Source organism: Anabaena sp. AL93 (genome assembly GCF_001672085.1).
Taxonomy (GTDB): Bacteria; Cyanobacteriota; Cyanobacteriia; order Cyanobacteriales; family Nostocaceae; genus Dolichospermum; species Dolichospermum heterosporum.
In genome coordinates this window covers 1-15,186 of record NZ_LJOU01000119.1, presented here as the reverse complement: position 1 = coordinate 15,186, position 15,186 = coordinate 1, and the positions used below count along the sequence as shown (strand labels likewise).

At 40.0% G+C, this 15,186-nt stretch carries 15 protein-coding genes; 7 read left to right on the top strand and 8 right to left on the bottom strand.

Going from position 1 to position 15,186, the window contains the following annotated elements; translation table 11 throughout:
• Positions 1-490: 490 nt before the first annotated feature.
• Entirely contained in the window at positions 491-1,996 is a 1,506-nt protein-coding gene (crtH, locus tag AN486_RS23455; protein ID WP_290602738.1) for a carotenoid isomerase, read from the bottom strand.
• 402 nt (positions 1,997-2,398) lie between these two features.
• On the opposite strand from crtH, the gene upp reads away from it, so the two are divergent.
• The 3 genes from upp to AN486_RS23440 all read left to right on the top strand — a co-directional run bounded on the left by upp (position 2,399) and on the right by AN486_RS23440 (position 3,838).
• Positions 2,399-3,049 (top strand): uracil phosphoribosyltransferase, encoded by a 651-nt coding sequence (upp, locus tag AN486_RS23450; protein WP_053539523.1) that lies wholly within the window; start codon positions 2,399-2,401, stop codon positions 3,047-3,049.
• A gap of 76 nt (positions 3,050-3,125) precedes the next feature.
• Positions 3,126-3,461: a hypothetical protein gene (locus AN486_RS23445; protein ID WP_039205019.1), complete on the top strand. Its 336-nt coding sequence runs from the start codon at positions 3,126-3,128 to the stop codon at positions 3,459-3,461.
• 98 nt (positions 3,462-3,559) lie between these two features.
• Positions 3,560-3,838: a YggT family protein gene (locus AN486_RS23440; RefSeq protein ID WP_027401027.1), complete on the top strand. Its 279-nt coding sequence runs from the start codon at positions 3,560-3,562 to the stop codon at positions 3,836-3,838.
• A 55-nt stretch (positions 3,839-3,893) separates the two neighbouring features.
• Here the strand turns inward: AN486_RS23440 and AN486_RS23435 are convergent, their stop codons facing one another.
• Positions 3,894-4,325, bottom strand: coding sequence for a hypothetical protein (locus AN486_RS23435; RefSeq protein WP_053539524.1), 432 nt, complete (start codon positions 4,323-4,325; stop codon positions 3,894-3,896).
• A 102-nt stretch (positions 4,326-4,427) separates the two neighbouring features.
• The gene (locus tag AN486_RS23430; RefSeq protein ID WP_256366886.1) at positions 4,428-4,559 is read right to left on the bottom strand and encodes a hypothetical protein; all 132 of its coding nucleotides are present in this window, start codon (positions 4,557-4,559) and stop codon (positions 4,428-4,430) included.
• Positions 4,560-4,991: 432 nt separating this feature from the next.
• On the opposite strand from AN486_RS23430, the gene AN486_RS23425 reads away from it, so the two are divergent.
• From AN486_RS23425 to AN486_RS23415, 3 genes are all read left to right on the top strand, one after another.
• Positions 4,992-5,294 carry a hypothetical protein gene (locus AN486_RS23425; protein ID WP_053539525.1) on the top strand — a complete coding sequence of 101 codons (303 nt, stop codon included), beginning with the start codon at positions 4,992-4,994 and terminating at the stop codon, positions 5,292-5,294.
• A complete protein-coding gene (locus AN486_RS23420) occupies positions 5,291-5,713 on the top strand; it encodes a type II toxin-antitoxin system VapC family toxin (protein ID WP_290602737.1) in 423 nt (140 codons plus the stop codon). Before AN486_RS23425 ends, AN486_RS23420 begins: the two co-directional genes overlap by 4 nt.
• A gap of 219 nt (positions 5,714-5,932) precedes the next feature.
• Positions 5,933-6,316: a hypothetical protein gene (locus AN486_RS23415; RefSeq protein WP_290602736.1), complete on the top strand. Its 384-nt coding sequence runs from the start codon at positions 5,933-5,935 to the stop codon at positions 6,314-6,316.
• A 5-nt stretch (positions 6,317-6,321) separates the two neighbouring features.
• On the opposite strand, the gene AN486_RS23410 is transcribed toward AN486_RS23415, so the two are convergent.
• The 5 genes from AN486_RS23410 to ligA all read right to left on the bottom strand — a co-directional run bounded on the left by AN486_RS23410 (position 6,322) and on the right by ligA (position 13,612).
• Positions 6,322-6,939 carry a Uma2 family endonuclease gene (locus AN486_RS23410; RefSeq protein ID WP_290602734.1) on the bottom strand — a complete coding sequence of 206 codons (618 nt, stop codon included), beginning with the start codon at positions 6,937-6,939 and terminating at the stop codon, positions 6,322-6,324.
• Positions 6,940-7,222: 283 nt separating this feature from the next.
• Positions 7,223-8,464: a bifunctional ornithine acetyltransferase/N-acetylglutamate synthase gene (argJ, locus tag AN486_RS23405; RefSeq protein WP_290602733.1), complete on the bottom strand. Its 1,242-nt coding sequence runs from the start codon at positions 8,462-8,464 to the stop codon at positions 7,223-7,225.
• Between the two features lie 476 nt (positions 8,465-8,940).
• Entirely contained in the window at positions 8,941-10,422 is a 1,482-nt protein-coding gene (gene gatB / locus AN486_RS23400) for an Asp-tRNA(Asn)/Glu-tRNA(Gln) amidotransferase subunit GatB (RefSeq protein WP_053539530.1), read from the bottom strand.
• 407 nt (positions 10,423-10,829) lie between these two features.
• On the bottom strand, positions 10,830-11,378 hold the full coding sequence (locus AN486_RS23395) for a fasciclin domain-containing protein (protein ID WP_290602732.1): 549 nt from the start codon (positions 11,376-11,378) through the stop codon (positions 10,830-10,832).
• A 188-nt stretch (positions 11,379-11,566) separates the two neighbouring features.
• Positions 11,567-13,612, bottom strand: a complete 2,046-nt coding sequence (gene ligA / locus AN486_RS23390; RefSeq protein ID WP_053539532.1) for an NAD-dependent DNA ligase LigA — start codon at positions 13,610-13,612, stop codon at positions 11,567-11,569.
• 200 nt (positions 13,613-13,812) lie between these two features.
• Between ligA and AN486_RS23385 the strand changes: the two genes are divergently transcribed.
• On the top strand, positions 13,813-14,790 hold the full coding sequence (locus tag AN486_RS23385; protein ID WP_039205034.1) for a glycerophosphodiester phosphodiesterase: 978 nt from the start codon (positions 13,813-13,815) through the stop codon (positions 14,788-14,790).
• Positions 14,791-15,186 lie beyond the last annotated feature (396 nt).

The following is a 15,186-nucleotide window of genomic DNA, read 5'->3' as shown; positions in this document are numbered from 1 at the left end:
CCCCTACCCCCCCTACCTTTGTGCTTTCTGTTGGACAGGAAGCCGACACTGTACCGTCAGGTCAGTGTGGGTAGTTCACTATACCTATGGTTAATATCGTTAAAGCCCAATTTCGGTCATGTTGAGACGGTGAATCATGGGTTTTTTAATACAGGTGATGCTTACAGTGAATGATAACCCTTCAGAGTTGTAATTGCTGTATCAAATATTTCACCCATCCCTAACCCTCCCCTTATAAAGGGGAGGGAACTGGATTTTTCTTGTTTCCCCCTTTGCAAGGGGAAAAGGGGGGTAACAATGTGATGAAAATTACGGGATACCACTTTGAAAACATCGTCTCATAAAACCTCGCGGTAAGTGGGAAACTCAGCGGCTTTAGCCCTGAGACTGTCAATGAAGAAGAGGGTTTTCTCTAAAAATCCTCTCGACCATTGACTTAAAAACAAAAAGATCCCCGACTTCTTTAAGAAGTCGGGGATCTTATTCCCAGCTATTTTCTCAGTTGTAAATCTACTCCAATCCTATGAGCGCAAGCAAACCCAGAAAAAGCTACTGCATTCAAACCCTGTCCGGGGAATGTACTATCTCCTACACAATACAAATTAGGAATCACAGTGCGATTGAAAGGCATTCCCAATAACCCCCACAACTTACGTTTAGGTATTGGTCCATAAGTGCCATCTATCCGTTGTAAAAAGCGTCTGTGAGTACGTGGAGTCCCGATTTCCAAATAATCTAACCCAGCATCTAAGCCAGGAAAAATTGCGGCTAATCTGTCAATAATTTGCCCTGCTGCTATTTCTTTTTTATCCGTATACTCGCTTTCGGAAAGTCCCTGCCAATTACTAATCCAGTCAGGTGTAAAGGCATGAATAATATGATATCCTGGTGGTGCTAAATCCGGGTCAAGGAGGGTAGGAATAGAAACAAAAATTGTTCCTGTTGCTGTGGTCATTTCTTGCCAATCTGTTAATAAAATATGATGGCATTCTGTTCCTACAGGTAAAACTGATGCTTTTACCCCTATATGCAAGCTTAAAAAACTAGGTGATTTAATATATCGTTGTTGCCAATTTTTTTCTTTAACTGGCATTTCTTGGACTGGTAGTAGTTTTGTAAATGTGTCCCAGCGAGTGGCATTAGATACTATTTTTTTACCATAATAAACTTGACCATTTGCTAATTGTATACCTACAGCTTTTCCCTGTTTGGTAATGATTTTTGTGACTCGCGCTTGGTATTGAATTTCACCCCCCAATTGTGCTAAACCTGTTACCAATTTTTCGGCAATTTTCCCAACTCCACCCCGAGGATAATTAACTCCTCCATAATGTCTATCAGAAAAAACCATACCAGCATTAATCATTGGTGTCATGTCCGCTGGAACTACTGACCAGCAATAACACTCGATATCAATAAATTTTAATAACTGACGATCTTGAATATACTTTCGTGCCACTTCTCCCACATTTAAGGGTAAATACTTGGCTAAACCTAGACAAGCTAAAGGATTTTTGAGAAATACCCGCAGGAGATATTTAGGTTCTTCTAATGATAACAATTCAATATTATTCAGGCAATTAAAAACTTTTTGACATTCATCATAAAATCGCCTGATTCCCTTGGCTTCGTGGGGAAAATAAGCAATTAGATTTTGGAGAAATGTTTCATAATCTCGATCAATTTTTAAATCCAAACCATTGGGTAAATGATAGTGAATCTGGACAGAATCGGGAATGGTTTCTAGATTAACATTGACTGCATCTAAGGCACGGGTGAGTAAGTTGGTTGTTCCTTTATTTCCCATGCCAAAAATCATTGATGCACCGACATCAAATGTATATCCTTGGCTTTGAAAATAGCCAGCGCTACCACCGGGAATGAGATAACTTTCAAAAACTATAACTTTTGCACCTTTGGCTGCTAATTGGGTGGCTGTCACTAAACCACCAATACCAGAACCAATGATAATGACATCAAATAATGCGGAATCCATAATCTGTAATTTAATCCAAAAAAGAGGGAAAAGTCTGCTGCTGCTGACTAATCCCGCCTGCCGATCCTTTAAAGAGAGGAGAACACTTGAGAATAATATAACTCTGATTGAGAATCTTTGTCAACTATTAATGAGAAGATTTATCAATAAATATATTTAGGGCTTGCACATAATTCACTTTTTTAACCCGGAAACTCTTAATATATCTAGGTTTTCAGTTTATATGGCTAACTATCAGCAACCCCTATTTACTCCTGACTTCTTCCTGGGCGCAGACCCTGCGCCCCTACCTTCTCCTTTCTCCTTTCTTCTTCCTGACTCCTGACTCCTGACTCCTGATTCGGTGAATTCTGCTATGATGTTCCAGTAAAAAGACAATTATCCAGCCGCCCTTTTCTAGCTATGACACAACAACTCCGTGTTTATGTTCCACCTCATCCTTTAATTCAGCACTGGTTGGGAGTTGCTCGTGATGTAGCTACGCCATCTGTATTATTTCGTTCTGCTATGACTGAGTTGGGTAGGTGGCTAACTTATGAGGCTGCTAGGGAGTGGTTACCGACTCAAGAAACAATGGTGCAAACGCCTCTGACGACCTGTGCAGCCACTTTTATTAATCCTCAGATACCTGTGGCTGTTGTGCCGATTTTGCGGGCTGGTTTAGGCTTGTTGGAGGGAGCGCAGGGTGTACTGCCTTTGGCATCAATTTACCATGTTGGCTTGGCGCGAAATGAAGAAACTCTAGAACCTACTTGTTATTTAAATAAATTACCCGAAAAATTCGCTCCCGAAACGCGGGTGTTAATTACTGAGCCGATGTTGGCTACTGGAGGCTCTATAATGGCAGTAATGGCGGAATTGACCCAAAGAGGTGTTGATCCGGCGTTAATTCGGATTATATCTGTAGTTGTTGCTCCCCCGGCGTTGAAAAAGTTGGCTGCTGTCTATCCTGGCTTAATCGTTTACACCGCTACTATTGATGAAACGCTTGATGATCAAGGGTATATTGTACCAGGATTGGGGGATGCGGGCGATCGCATTTTTGGAACTTAAGCTAGGATGCCGCTAAGGCTGGAAAATAGCTAAAGTATTGTCAAAGTTGCTTATTTTCGAGAAGACGGTAAAAAATATGAGTCAGCAAGATGGTTTTGCTAGTGGTTTGTTACTGGGGTCATTGATTGGGGGTGTAGTTGGTGGTGTTTTAGGGGCGGTGATTACTTCGCGCTTAGATGCTAAGTTTGCAAATGAAGAGAATGAAGGGTTAACCGTTGGGGAAAATGATGGACAGACAGGGACTAAAAAGCGGCAAATGAGGGCTTCTGCTCATGAAAGTTTGGAAATAGAAGCAACCAGGCGATCGCTCGAAGATAAAATTGCCCAACTTAATGCCACAATTGATGATGTGCGGAAGCAATTAGGTAATGTCAACAGCAACTCATCCCAGGAAGTTAATGAGCATTCTTAAGCTTTCCCTTAGTTATATTGATTGGCTACACAATGCGACGTGAGCTAAATTAAAATCAATCATGAATCTATGTTTGACATTTAACAGGAAAGTTACCCATGAATTTACTAATTACAACCCTAGCTACCTTTGTCTCTCTTTACAGCTATTTGCTGATTATTCGAGTCTTGTTGACTTGGTTTCCCACTATTGAATGGTCTAATCAACCATTTGCAGCTTTAAGCCAAATTAGTGATCCCTACCTCAATCTATTTCGTTCCATAATTCCCCCCTTGGGTGGTATGGATTTCTCCCCTATCCTGGCATTTTTGGCATTGAACATAGTTGGTGGTATTTTAGATAGTTTAGCTCGCGCCACCTTGGTACAAGGGTTTTAAGCCCCAAATTACGATTTTCCATGTAAGGACGTTCCCAGGAACGTCTCTACAACTTTTATCTTCTCACTCGTCCGCTAAATCCAGCAGCTTTAAATTGTTTAAGTTGTAATGGTAAAGGTTGATTACTGGGGACAGTGATTCTAAATTCAAAATCACTAACTCCGGGAGGAACTTCGGCAATTAAACCCAGACGGGTGCGATTTTGTAAGGTTGAATCACCGTTAGCATCATATATGCGCCCAAAAATATCCGCATCATAAACAGTTTTGCGGGTGCTATTTTCTGCTTTACCTGTAACGATGAAGCAACTGGCAGAATTTGAACCGCTACTACCTACTATTCCACTGGACAGTTCTGATGGACATTCGTGATAGGAAATATCAGATAATTTAATCTGTGTTAATGCTAAGGCTGTGGGTGTCCATATCCAGGAAAGTAACCCCATTAGTCCTGCTATAAAAATTAACTGCATTGAGCGTAACCGCATAAAATACACCTTTGATTGGAAATTTACAAAAGTCGGCGTTGCTGTTTATAGAGGACAATTTTACCTCACGCAGAGGCGCAGAGTCTCTCCAGAGTAGAAATTTCAAATTATTGATTTTTGGTGTTTATCTAGTATTCTTAAACCTGCTTCTGGGTTTCCTGTGATAGCCATTGCTTTAAATCGGGTATAAGCATCAAATTTTGCTAAAGCTATATTAAAAATAATTGTTTGCATTGTTTTGCGTAAACGTTCATGAGGTTAAATAGGTGCATCTAATATACTCAAAACGGCTTGATTGTTTGATTCTAAACGTAGGGGTAAAGCATGAGCTAAACCCCTACACATCTGGGTTCTTTGTCATTTGGCAAAAGTTTAAATCTCACCCGTGTTTAGTATAATGATTTTGATGATACTTGAGAATTTTTTGAGATGGCAAACATCTTCTAGAAGCGATCGCTCTAAGTAGGTGAACACAATAAAACCAAACTGTGTAAAGAAATGTAAAATCGCCCAAACCCTCTTCACTCTTGCCTCTTGCCTCTTGCCTCTTGCCTTGCCATAACGACAATTTTCAACGCTCACCTACTTAGTAAAATGACAAAGTAAAGTTAGAATAGAGGAAATTATGGCTAAAGATTTTTACGGGGTATAGAATTTAAAATATATATGAGCAGCAAAACATTTAGATTAGAACTCAAAGAAGGTTTACTAATTATTCCTCCAGAAGTTAGGGAATATTTACGTCATTGTCCACAACAAACTGAAATTGCGTTAATGATTCAGTCTGCATTAAATATGAGTTTTCAGGATAGTGATTTTCCCCAAACAAGTCCAGAAGATTTTAAGATGAAGTGGTATAGTTGGTTTGAAGAAGTTGATAATTTGGAAATTATATCTTCTGATTCTGAAGTAGATGATTATGGATCAGCACTACTGGAAAAGTATAGAAGTCAAGGGTTGGATGTATGATTCTTTGTGATGCTGGTCCTCTGTTTGCCCTTGTGGATAACAAGCAGTCTCAGCACGTAGCTATCAAGAAAGCAGTAATGAAACTCTCAATACCCTTGATAACGACATGGCCATGTTTTACAGAAGCGATGTATCTTGCTTTACGTCGTGGTGGATGGGCAATGCAAAATCAGTTGGGAAAGCTAATTACCAATGATATGTTAACTTTTTATGAAGTTCAAGCAACAGATTACGAGCGTCTATTTGAACTAATTAAGAAGTATCAAGATCGTCCAATGGATCTTGCAGATGGAATTCTTGTGATTGCTGTTGAACGTCTGCAAATAAACAGGATATTGACTCTGGATTCAGATTTTTTCTTTTATCTTATCAATGATTCCGAACCTTTTAATGTTATTAATTTGAATGATTCAAAGTAGGGGTAAAGCAAAAGCTCATTGGTGTCAACTTAGGCTACAGATACCTTATTTGTTTGGCTTCCACACCCGCCCAGAAATGAATTTCCGGGCTAATAGCGAAAGTAAACTAAAGTTTACTCAAAAATTTCTGGGTTATTTAGTCATCTTCAGATGACTTTTGCTATGAGACTGGGAATTCATTCCCAGGCGGGCTATGGGTTTTACGTTAAGTTGACACCTATGAGCTTACTGGAACAGCAGTTAAATCCTCTCTCCGTTCTAGAACGCCAAATTATGTACTCTCTGGCAACTAACCAGCAATTAACAACAATTACTAATTTAGCAAATATATTACCTCATATTTCTCAATACCTTGTCCATTTTCTGCTTTGTTGGGTTAAGCGACAGCGCAACCCAACCCATTTGTTGGGTTTCATGCTTCAACCCAACCTACAAATCAAGGCTTTTTTTAATTTGGACAAGGTATTGATTTCTAGATCCCATTTTTTACAAGCAATAGAAAAACTATATTCACGCTCTTTAATAGAGAAAGATGGGGGTAAATACACCTTGCAACCTGTTCTCAGAGAGTATGTGACGGAAAAATTTATTCATAATTTATGATTTGATTATATGGAAGCTTGAAAAATTTGATTTGCGGTGAGATCTAATTCAGGAAAAGTTTGGGAAATAATCCGTTCATGATCTCTAAACTTACTAATTTGATATTCTTCATCAACCAAATTACAAACAGAGATTGTCGGTTGTTTAGGATTACCAATAAAATTTCTTCCACCTAAAGCTGCATAATCAACAATCCAATATTCAGGGATTCCCATTTCTTCATAATCAGCATATTTCAAATAGTAATCATCACGCCAATTAGTTGATACAACTTCAATTACTAAAGGGATAGATGCAGCATTACTAATAATAGATTGTTTTTTCCATAATTTTTCATTTACCAGATTTTCACGATTTAGCACTAATAAATCTGGGAAATAACCAGAATCTTTACCCTCTGGTCTAACTATAACTTGGTTAGGAATACCATAGGGTAATCCCAGACGTTTAATTTCAAAGGGAATTTCTACACCTAAAAACCCTTTTGATTCTTCGTGTTCTCCTACTGGTTGTGCCATTTCAATGATATTCCCATTATGTAGTTCGTAACGTACCCCAGAATTTTCAGGAAGCCCAGCGACAAATTCCTCAAAGGTAGTAACTTTAGATAAGGTTTGAATCATGGCTGTTGAGTATTGCTGACAATAAAAATATTATAACGGCATCGTCATCTTAGAGGATGTTTGAAAAGTATCAGAATTAATTGAGATCCCCCCAACCCCCCTTACAAAGGGGGGCTAAATTCCTCAAAGTCCCCCTTTCCAAGGGGGATTTAGGGGGATCTGTGGGTGTCAGATCCCACACGAAAAAGTTTTCAAACAACCTCTTACAGTTATCACAATCAAGGGCAGGGTTTCCCCGCCCCTAAAGGTTTTGCATACCGCTATATCAGCAACGCCGATTTTTTTAGGTCGTATACTCAGCGTTAATTTTCACATAATCATAACTCAAGTCACAACCCCAAGCCTGTCCTGTGCCATGACCATTACCAACACTGACGGAAATTAACACTGTGTCTGATTGCAGATATTCACCATGAGCGGCTGCTTTTAAATATGCACTAGCCGCTGCTTTATCAAAAGGTAAAGGTTGACCATTTTCAAATAGTAAAATATCCCCTAATTTAATAGAGAGGTTTTCCTGTTCAAACCGGACTCCAGCCCGACCAGCAGCCGCCGCAATCCGTCCCCAATTGGGATCATGACCGAAAATGGCGGCTTTGACTAAAGATGACCCGGCAATGGTTTTGGCGATTTGGCGGGCTGATAATTCATCGTGAGCGCCACTGACTTGGACTTCTATTAAACAAGTTGCCCCTTCGCCATCACGAGCGATCGCTTTTGCTAAATGCTGACATACATAAGTTAACATGGCTTCTAGCTTCTGTGCCTCTGCCCCCATTTCGGTAATTGCTGGGGTGCGAGATTGACCATTTGCTAAAGCAATTAAACAATCATTTGTACTTGTGTCACCATCAACGGTGATAGAATTGAAGCTTCTATCTGCTGCTCTGGTTAACATTTGTTGCCAAAGCGTAGAAGATACCGCTGCATCACAGGTAACAAAGGCTAACATTGTCGCCATGTTGGGGTGAATCATCCCTGAACCTTTAGCAATGCCACCAATTCGCACTGGACGGTCATGGATAATGGTTTCTAAGGCTATGGATTTGGTGACTAAATCTGTGGTGACTATTGCTCCTGCGGCTGCGTCTGAGCCTGTTTCTGATAGTTCTGCAACTACTTTGGGGATACCACCCCGCAATATATCCATTTTAATCCGTTGACCAATTACGCCGGTGGAAGCTAATAAAATGGATTCTGGGTTAATACCCAATTCTTTACCTAACAAGTCTGCACTTTCTTGAGCATCTTTAATCCCTTGTTCACCTGTTGCGGCGTTAGCTTGTCCCGCATTACAAAGAATGGCTCTCGCGCTATGTTTCCCTTGTAATACTTGACGACAGTAATCTACACAGGCTGCTTTAACTTGGCTAGTGGTGAATACACCAGCAGCGATCGCTTCCACATCTGATACAATTAAGGCTAAATCCGGTAATCCCGAAGCTTTTAGTCCCGCTGTAATTCCCGCTGCTTTATACCCCCGCGCTGCTGTTACACCACCAGTAATGATTTGCCAATCTGCCATAATTTTACTCACAATTATCTATATCGCGTTTGCTGCTCAATTACTTTCCGCCTCTGGTTTGATATCAGCGTCCAGTATTTATGTCTATAAGTGAGTTTATCTGTTGATGACAATCTTTTTCTAATCACGAAAATTAAACCTAAAACAAATAAAAGAGAGCCACTTGGATAGCTCTCTAAAATCATCAGGGTGCATCTACCTAGCACGTTATATGATTCTAGCACCAAGGGGTCAAACCCCCTATTTTTTATTTTCTGTTAATGCGTAATTCTGTTTTTTTTCCTTTACGCTCTTTGGGCAATTTGTGGTTGAAGTATTTTAACGAACCACAGAGGCACAGAGAACACGGAGGGAAGAAGGAAGAGAAGATTTTTTTCAGTTATATAAAGAAAGAGAGCCAATAAAAACTAGCTCTCCCAATAATCAAGTTGCGTCTTATTGTCACATTATATCATTCTCAGGATGGGGGTGTTACCCTACATTGGTGCATTGAGTTTCTCTTCTACCAATTGATTGGTGAGTTTGGGTTCTGCGCGTTTATCGGTTTTTTTCAGGACTTGTCCCACGAAAAAGCCTTTGAGGTTGGTGTTACCTTTGCGGTATTTTTCGACTTGTTGAGCATTAGCGGCGATGATTTCATCAATGATCGGTTCAAGAATGGTACGATCTGAAATCAGTTCTTGACCTGCAAAGGCTTCTTCTGGGGAAACACCATTGAGTAAATCTGTGAGTTTTTCCTTAGCTTGAGCGTTGCTGATTTTCCCATTTTCAATGCGGGTAATCACATCAGCTAGGTTAACAGCAGTCAGTTTAATTTCGGAAATGGTGAGTTTTTGTTTGTTTAAGTACCCAGCGATATCTTGAGTAATCCAGTTAGCCGCAGATTTGGGATTTGCACCTTTAGATATTGCACTTTCAAAATAGTCCGCAACTGGTTTATCCTCAGTTAAGACTCGCGCATCATAAGCCGAAAGTCCCAACTCATTTTCATAATAATGGCGTTTGCTTGCAGGTAGTTGGGGTAATTCACTTAACCAGGAGTCTAATTCTGTTTGGGTGACTTCAATGGGTGCTAAATCAGGTTCAGGAAAATAACGATAATCACTAGAACCTTCTTTCACTCGCATACTACTGGTACGTTGCGAACCTTCTTCCCAAAGCCGAGTTTCTTGAATAATCTTTTCTCCTGATTCAATGGCGGCGATTTGGCGTTCAATTTCATAATCAATCGCTTTTTGAATCGCACTGAAGGAGTTCATATTCTTAATTTCCACCTTAGTCCCAAATTTCTCTCGTCCCACCGGACGCACAGAAATATTCACATCACAACGCAGAGATCCTTCTTGCATATTCCCATCACTGACACCAAGATAGCGGACAATCCGCCGTAGTTCTTGGGCATATTCCGCCGCTTCTTGTCCTGTCCGTAAATCTGGTTCAGAAACAATTTCTACCAAGGGAATCCCCGCGCGGTTATAATCTACGAGAGAATAGGTAGAACCGGAAAGTCTCTCACTCCCAGCGTGGACGAGTTTCCCTGCATCCTCTTCCATGTGTAAACGGGTAATACCAATGCGTTTGCGACTGGGGTTTCCTGCATCATCTACCAATTCAATTTCTATCCAACCATGTTCGGCTATGGGTAAATCATATTGAGAAATTTGGTAATTTTTGGGTAAATCAGGATAAAAATATTGTTTGCGGTCAAATTTACTATACCGAGCGATTTGACAATTTAACGCCAAACCCGTTTTCACGGCGTATTCGAGAACTTTGGCGTTAAGTACGGGTAAAACCCCTGGTAAACCCATACATACAGGATCAATGTTAGTATTGGGGTCAGCACCAAAGGCTGTGGAACTGTTGGAGAAAATCTTGGTATTGGTACTGAGTTGACAATGGGTTTCTAAGCCAATAATCGCTTCATATTCAGTTTTTACGGGTGTGGCTGTGGTCATATCCAAATTTTACAGTTTTTCTGATTTGGTACTATTTTAACGGTTTTGTGTTGATATTAAGGGTATAAAATTCCCAAATTGAACCTTTAAAACTCAAACCTCAGTGCGCCTTTGCGTGAGACTAAAATTCATACCCTATAATCAGCAACGCCCAAATAATTAGCGATCGCATTGATTGATCACCTATATGTGCTATGATTCGATGCGATCGCTATAATATCAGGCAATAAAAGAAACAATTTATCAGGGTAATTATCCAAGCAGCATTTCGCCTGATCTGAAAAATTCGGCGTTGTTGAATCGAGGTATGAAATTTCCAAATTGAACCTTTAAAAATCTTACCTTTGCGTCTTTGCGCCTTTGCGTGAGACTAAAATTCATACCCTTAATCAGCAACGCCAAAAATTCTACAACTTCACATTAGGAGGAAGTAGCACTTTATTAATCACATGAATTACGCCATTACTAGCTTTAACGTCTGCTTTAGTAACTTTAGCGTTACCTACATACACTACGCCTTTTTTAGCTTTTATAGTTACTGGTTGACCTTCAACTGTTTTGACATCACCAGGTTTGATATCTTTAGCGTAAACTGCACCCGAAACTACATGATAGGTCAGAATTTTGACTAAAGTTCCTTTGTTTTCTGGCTTCAAAAGTTTTTCTAAAGTTCCTTTTGGTAAGGCAGCAAAGGCTGCGTCTGTGGGTGCAAATACGGTAAATGGTCCTTGACCAGATAGGGTTTCTACTAAACCTGCGGCTTTGATAGCGGCTACTAAGGTTTTAAAGGAACTGTTACCACTGGCAACATCAATAATTGTTCCTACTTTGGTTTTACTAGTATGAGGTTTATTGCCCATAGGTGCAGGTTGGCTTTCTGCAAAAGCAGGAACACTGATGAAAAGGGTGGTTGCAGCTACAGTGATAGCAAGTGTTTTACTAAAAACGGAATTCATGATTTCTCGCTCCCACAAATTTTAGTTGAAATTCACTACCAAAATTGTAACAGAATTTAACAATTTATGTGCATATGTGTAGCAACGGTCAAGGTATTTATCATGAAACTCCGTCCACAACAGGTTTTTACTCCTGACTCCTGACTGGGCGCAGACCCTGCGCCCCTACACCCTGACTCCTGCTGTAACTATTCTGCCAGCATTGTTAATAACTGTGCCTCTGTCAATTGGCTAATTCCTAAATTCTGGGCTTTTTCTAGCTTAGAACCGGCATCTGCACCCACAACTAAAAAGTCTGTTTTTTTGCTAACCGAATCAGTGATTTTACCACCTGCTTTTTGAATTAAGGCTTTGGCTTCATCCCGTTTTAAGGTTGGTAATGTGCCGGTGACGACAAAGGTTTTCCCAGCAAAATTTTGATTAATTTTCTCTACTGCTTTGGTTTCTATGCTGTTGGCTAATTGTAAGCCAATGGTCTGAATCCGGGAGATTAAGGTTTGATTGGCTGGGGTGCGAAACCATTGATAGACTGACTGGGCGATTTCTGCACCGATACCATAAACGCCTGCAATATCCGATTGTCTGGCGGCTGTTAACTCGGCGACGGTGGTAAACTTCTCGGTGAGTAATTGGGCGTTGACGCTGCCAACGTGACGGATGCCTAAACCATATAATACTCTAGACCAGGGTTGGGTTTTTGATTGAGCGATCGCCTTCACCAATTTTTCTGCCGATTTTTGTCCCATGCGTTCTAACGCAGATAATTTATCTGTTGTCAATTCATATAAATCAGCAATGGAATGTATTAAACCCTTGTCTACGAGTTGATACACCAACTTTTCTCCCACACCTTTAATATCTAAAGCGTCACGACTGACCCAATGTTCAACCTCACCTTTAAGAATCGCCGCACAGGAAGCATTTACACATCTAGTAACAGCTTCGCCCGTTTCTCTCACCACCTGTTGACCACAGACGGGACAATGGGAAGGCATAATGAAAGGTTGAGTGTCAGCGGGACGTAGTTCTTTGATGACCCGGACGACTTCGGGAATGATTTCTCCGGCTTTGCGAACAATCACGGTGTCGCCAATACGGATATCTAATTGCTCAATGCGATCGCTATTATGTAAGGTAGCACGGGAAACAGTTGTTCCCGCTAATTGTACTGGCAACATTTCCGCTAAAGGAGTTAATGCCCCAGTTCTACCAACGTTAACGGTAATTTTTACTACACGGGTTGGGGCTTCTTCCGCCGGATATTTTAAGGCTATAGCCCAGCGGGGAAACTTCTGTGTAAACCCCAATTGTTCTTGGAGTCTAAACGTATTTAATTTAACGACAACACCATCCGTCATATAGGGAGAATTCAGCCGTTCTGTATCCCAATATTGGTAATATTCAGCAACTTCAGCGATAGAATGGCAGAGTTTATGATTGGTATCCACTCGAAAACCCATTTTTTGCAACAATTCCAAAGCCTCCCATTGAGTATTCGCAATACTAGAATCATCCAAGCCTGTAATATGCAGAGTATAAGCAAAGAAATCTAATTGTCGCTGTGCTACAATCCGTGAATCTAATTGTCTGAGCGTACCCGCCACAGCATTACGCGGATTAGCAAATAACTGTTCTCCAGCCTTTTGTCTCTTCTCATTAATTTCCTTAAATACCTGTAAAGGTAAGAATGCTTCTCCTCGGACTTCCACCTTAGCAATATTTTCTAACCCGTCAAAATTCAAACGGAGGGGAATTGAGCGAATAGTCCTGACATTTTGGGTAATATCCTCACCCATTACCCCATCTCCTCGCGTTGTCCCCCTGACTAAAAAGCCATTTTCGTAAGTCAAAGCCAAAGCTGCACCATCAATTTTTAACTCAGATACATATTCTACTTCTCCGGTATTATACTGAGTAGGTGAGTATCGCCGCCACCGCTGATCCCAACTTTGCAATTCTTCAATATTGAAAGCATTTTCCAGGCTATATAGGGGAATGTTGTGACGAACTGAAGTAAAATGGGTGGCAGGGCGATCGCCAACACGCTGAGTTGGACTATCAGGAGTAATTAATTCGGGATTTTGTGTTTCTAATTCTTGCAACTCTCGATACAGCCGATCATAAACCGTATCTTCCATAACTGGCGCATCTAAAACATAATAGGCATAACTAGCTTGTTGCAATAAGCGGCGTAACTCTTCTATACGTTTTACTTCCGGCTGATTTGACATCATCAGTTTCATAACAAAAAATAATAACGGTGGGAATTTAATTATAGGAATCCGGTTTGATTCTGTGAATTTACTTGTGTGGTCAGGGAACAGGGAACAAGGAACAGGGAACAGCAAACAGTCAACAGTCAACAGTCAACAGTCAACAGCGAACAGTCAACAGTCAACAGCAAACAGCGAACAGTCAACAGTCAACAGTCATCATGACTCAAACATTCATAAACAAACCCCCCATTATTATCGCTCATCGCGGTGCAAGTGGCTACCGTCCCGAACATACTTTAGCTAGTTATGAATTAGCAATTGATTTAGGTGCTGATTATATTGAACCCGATTTAGTTATTACTAAAGATGGTGTTTTAATTGCCCGTCATGAAAATGAAATCTCTGAAACTACAGATATTGCTAATCATCCCGAATTTGCTCATTTAAAAACCACGAAAATTATTGATAGTGAAATTAAAACAGGTTGGTTTACAGAAGACTTGACCATAGCAGAAATCAAAACCTTAACAGCTAAAGAACGTATTCCCCAATTACGCCCTCAAAATCTAGTTTATGAGGGAATATTTCCTATTCCCACTTTTACAGAAATCATTGATTTAGCCCAGCATAAAAGTCAAGCAATTGGCCGTAATATCGGCATTTATCCTGAAACGAAACATCCCAGTTATTTTCAATCAATTGGTTTACCATTAGAAGACACTTTATTATTAAGCTTACAAACAGTTAATTTACCCATATTTATTCAATCCTTTGAAGTTAGTAACCTCAAAGAATTGTCTCGAAAAACAGATTTACCATTAGTCCAACTCATTAATGATACTAGTCAACCTTACGATTTTGTGATTAATAATAATCCCCGAAATTATGCAGATTTATTAAATCAAAAAGGGTTGAAAGAAATTGCCGAATATGCCCAAGCAATAGGTGTAAATAAAAACTTATTAATTCCCAGAGATAATCATGGTCAATTACTATCACCAACATCTTTAATTATAGATGCTCATGCAGCTAATTTACAAGTTCACGCTTGGACTTTTAGAAATGAGGATTTTTTCTTACCCTTAGACTGTCAGGGAAATCCTGAACAGGAATATCAATCATTTTTTAAATTGGGTGTAGATGGTGTATTTAGTGATTATCCAGATAAAGCCTTAAAAGTCAAACTCTATGAATAAGTAGGTTGGCGTTGAAAATTGTCGTTATGGCAAGGCAAAAGGCAAGAGGCAATAGGCAAGAGTGAAGAGGGTTTGGGCGATTTTACGTTTCTTTACACAGTTTGGTTTTATTGTGTTCACCTACTTAATCTAATAATATAAGTAGGTTGGCGTTGAAAATTGTCGTTATGGCAAGGCAAAAGGCAAGAGGCAATAGGCAAGAGTGAAGAGGGTTTGGGCGATTTTACGTTTCTTTACACAGTTTGGTTTTATTGTGTTCACCTACTTAATCTAATAATATAAGTAGGTTGGCGTTGAAAATTGTCGTTATGGCAAGGCAAAAGGCAAGAGGCAATAGGCAAGAGTGAAGAGGGTTTGGGCGATTTTACGTTTCTTTACACAGTTTGGTTTTATTGT

Excerpts from the sequence above, each read along its gene's own strand:
- AN486_RS23425 (WP_053539525.1), top strand. The coding sequence starts at position 4,992 with ATGAGCAGCAAAACATTTAGATTAGAACTCAAAGAAGGTTTACTAATT.
- crtH (WP_290602738.1), bottom strand. The coding sequence starts at position 1,996 with ATGGATTCCGCATTATTTGATGTCATTATCATTGGTTCTGGTATTGGT.
- AN486_RS23385 (WP_039205034.1), top strand. The coding sequence starts at position 13,813 with ATGACTCAAACATTCATAAACAAACCCCCCATTATTATCGCTCATCGC.
- AN486_RS23415 (WP_290602736.1), top strand. The coding sequence starts at position 5,933 with ATGAGCTTACTGGAACAGCAGTTAAATCCTCTCTCCGTTCTAGAACGC.
- argJ (WP_290602733.1), bottom strand. The coding sequence starts at position 8,464 with ATGGCAGATTGGCAAATCATTACTGGTGGTGTAACAGCAGCGCGGGGG.
- upp (WP_053539523.1), top strand. The coding sequence starts at position 2,399 with ATGACACAACAACTCCGTGTTTATGTTCCACCTCATCCTTTAATTCAG.
- AN486_RS23395 (WP_290602732.1), bottom strand. The coding sequence starts at position 11,378 with ATGAATTCCGTTTTTAGTAAAACACTTGCTATCACTGTAGCTGCAACC.
- AN486_RS23440 (WP_027401027.1), top strand. The coding sequence starts at position 3,560 with ATGAATTTACTAATTACAACCCTAGCTACCTTTGTCTCTCTTTACAGC.
- AN486_RS23445 (WP_039205019.1), top strand. The coding sequence starts at position 3,126 with ATGAGTCAGCAAGATGGTTTTGCTAGTGGTTTGTTACTGGGGTCATTG.
- AN486_RS23420 (WP_290602737.1), top strand. The coding sequence starts at position 5,291 with ATGATTCTTTGTGATGCTGGTCCTCTGTTTGCCCTTGTGGATAACAAG.
- gatB (WP_053539530.1), bottom strand. The coding sequence starts at position 10,422 with ATGACCACAGCCACACCCGTAAAAACTGAATATGAAGCGATTATTGGC.
- AN486_RS23435 (WP_053539524.1), bottom strand. The coding sequence starts at position 4,325 with ATGCGGTTACGCTCAATGCAGTTAATTTTTATAGCAGGACTAATGGGG.
- AN486_RS23410 (WP_290602734.1), bottom strand. The coding sequence starts at position 6,939 with ATGATTCAAACCTTATCTAAAGTTACTACCTTTGAGGAATTTGTCGCT.
- ligA (WP_053539532.1), bottom strand. The coding sequence starts at position 13,612 with ATGATGTCAAATCAGCCGGAAGTAAAACGTATAGAAGAGTTACGCCGC.
- AN486_RS23430 (WP_256366886.1), bottom strand. The coding sequence starts at position 4,559 with ATGCAAACAATTATTTTTAATATAGCTTTAGCAAAATTTGATGCTTAT.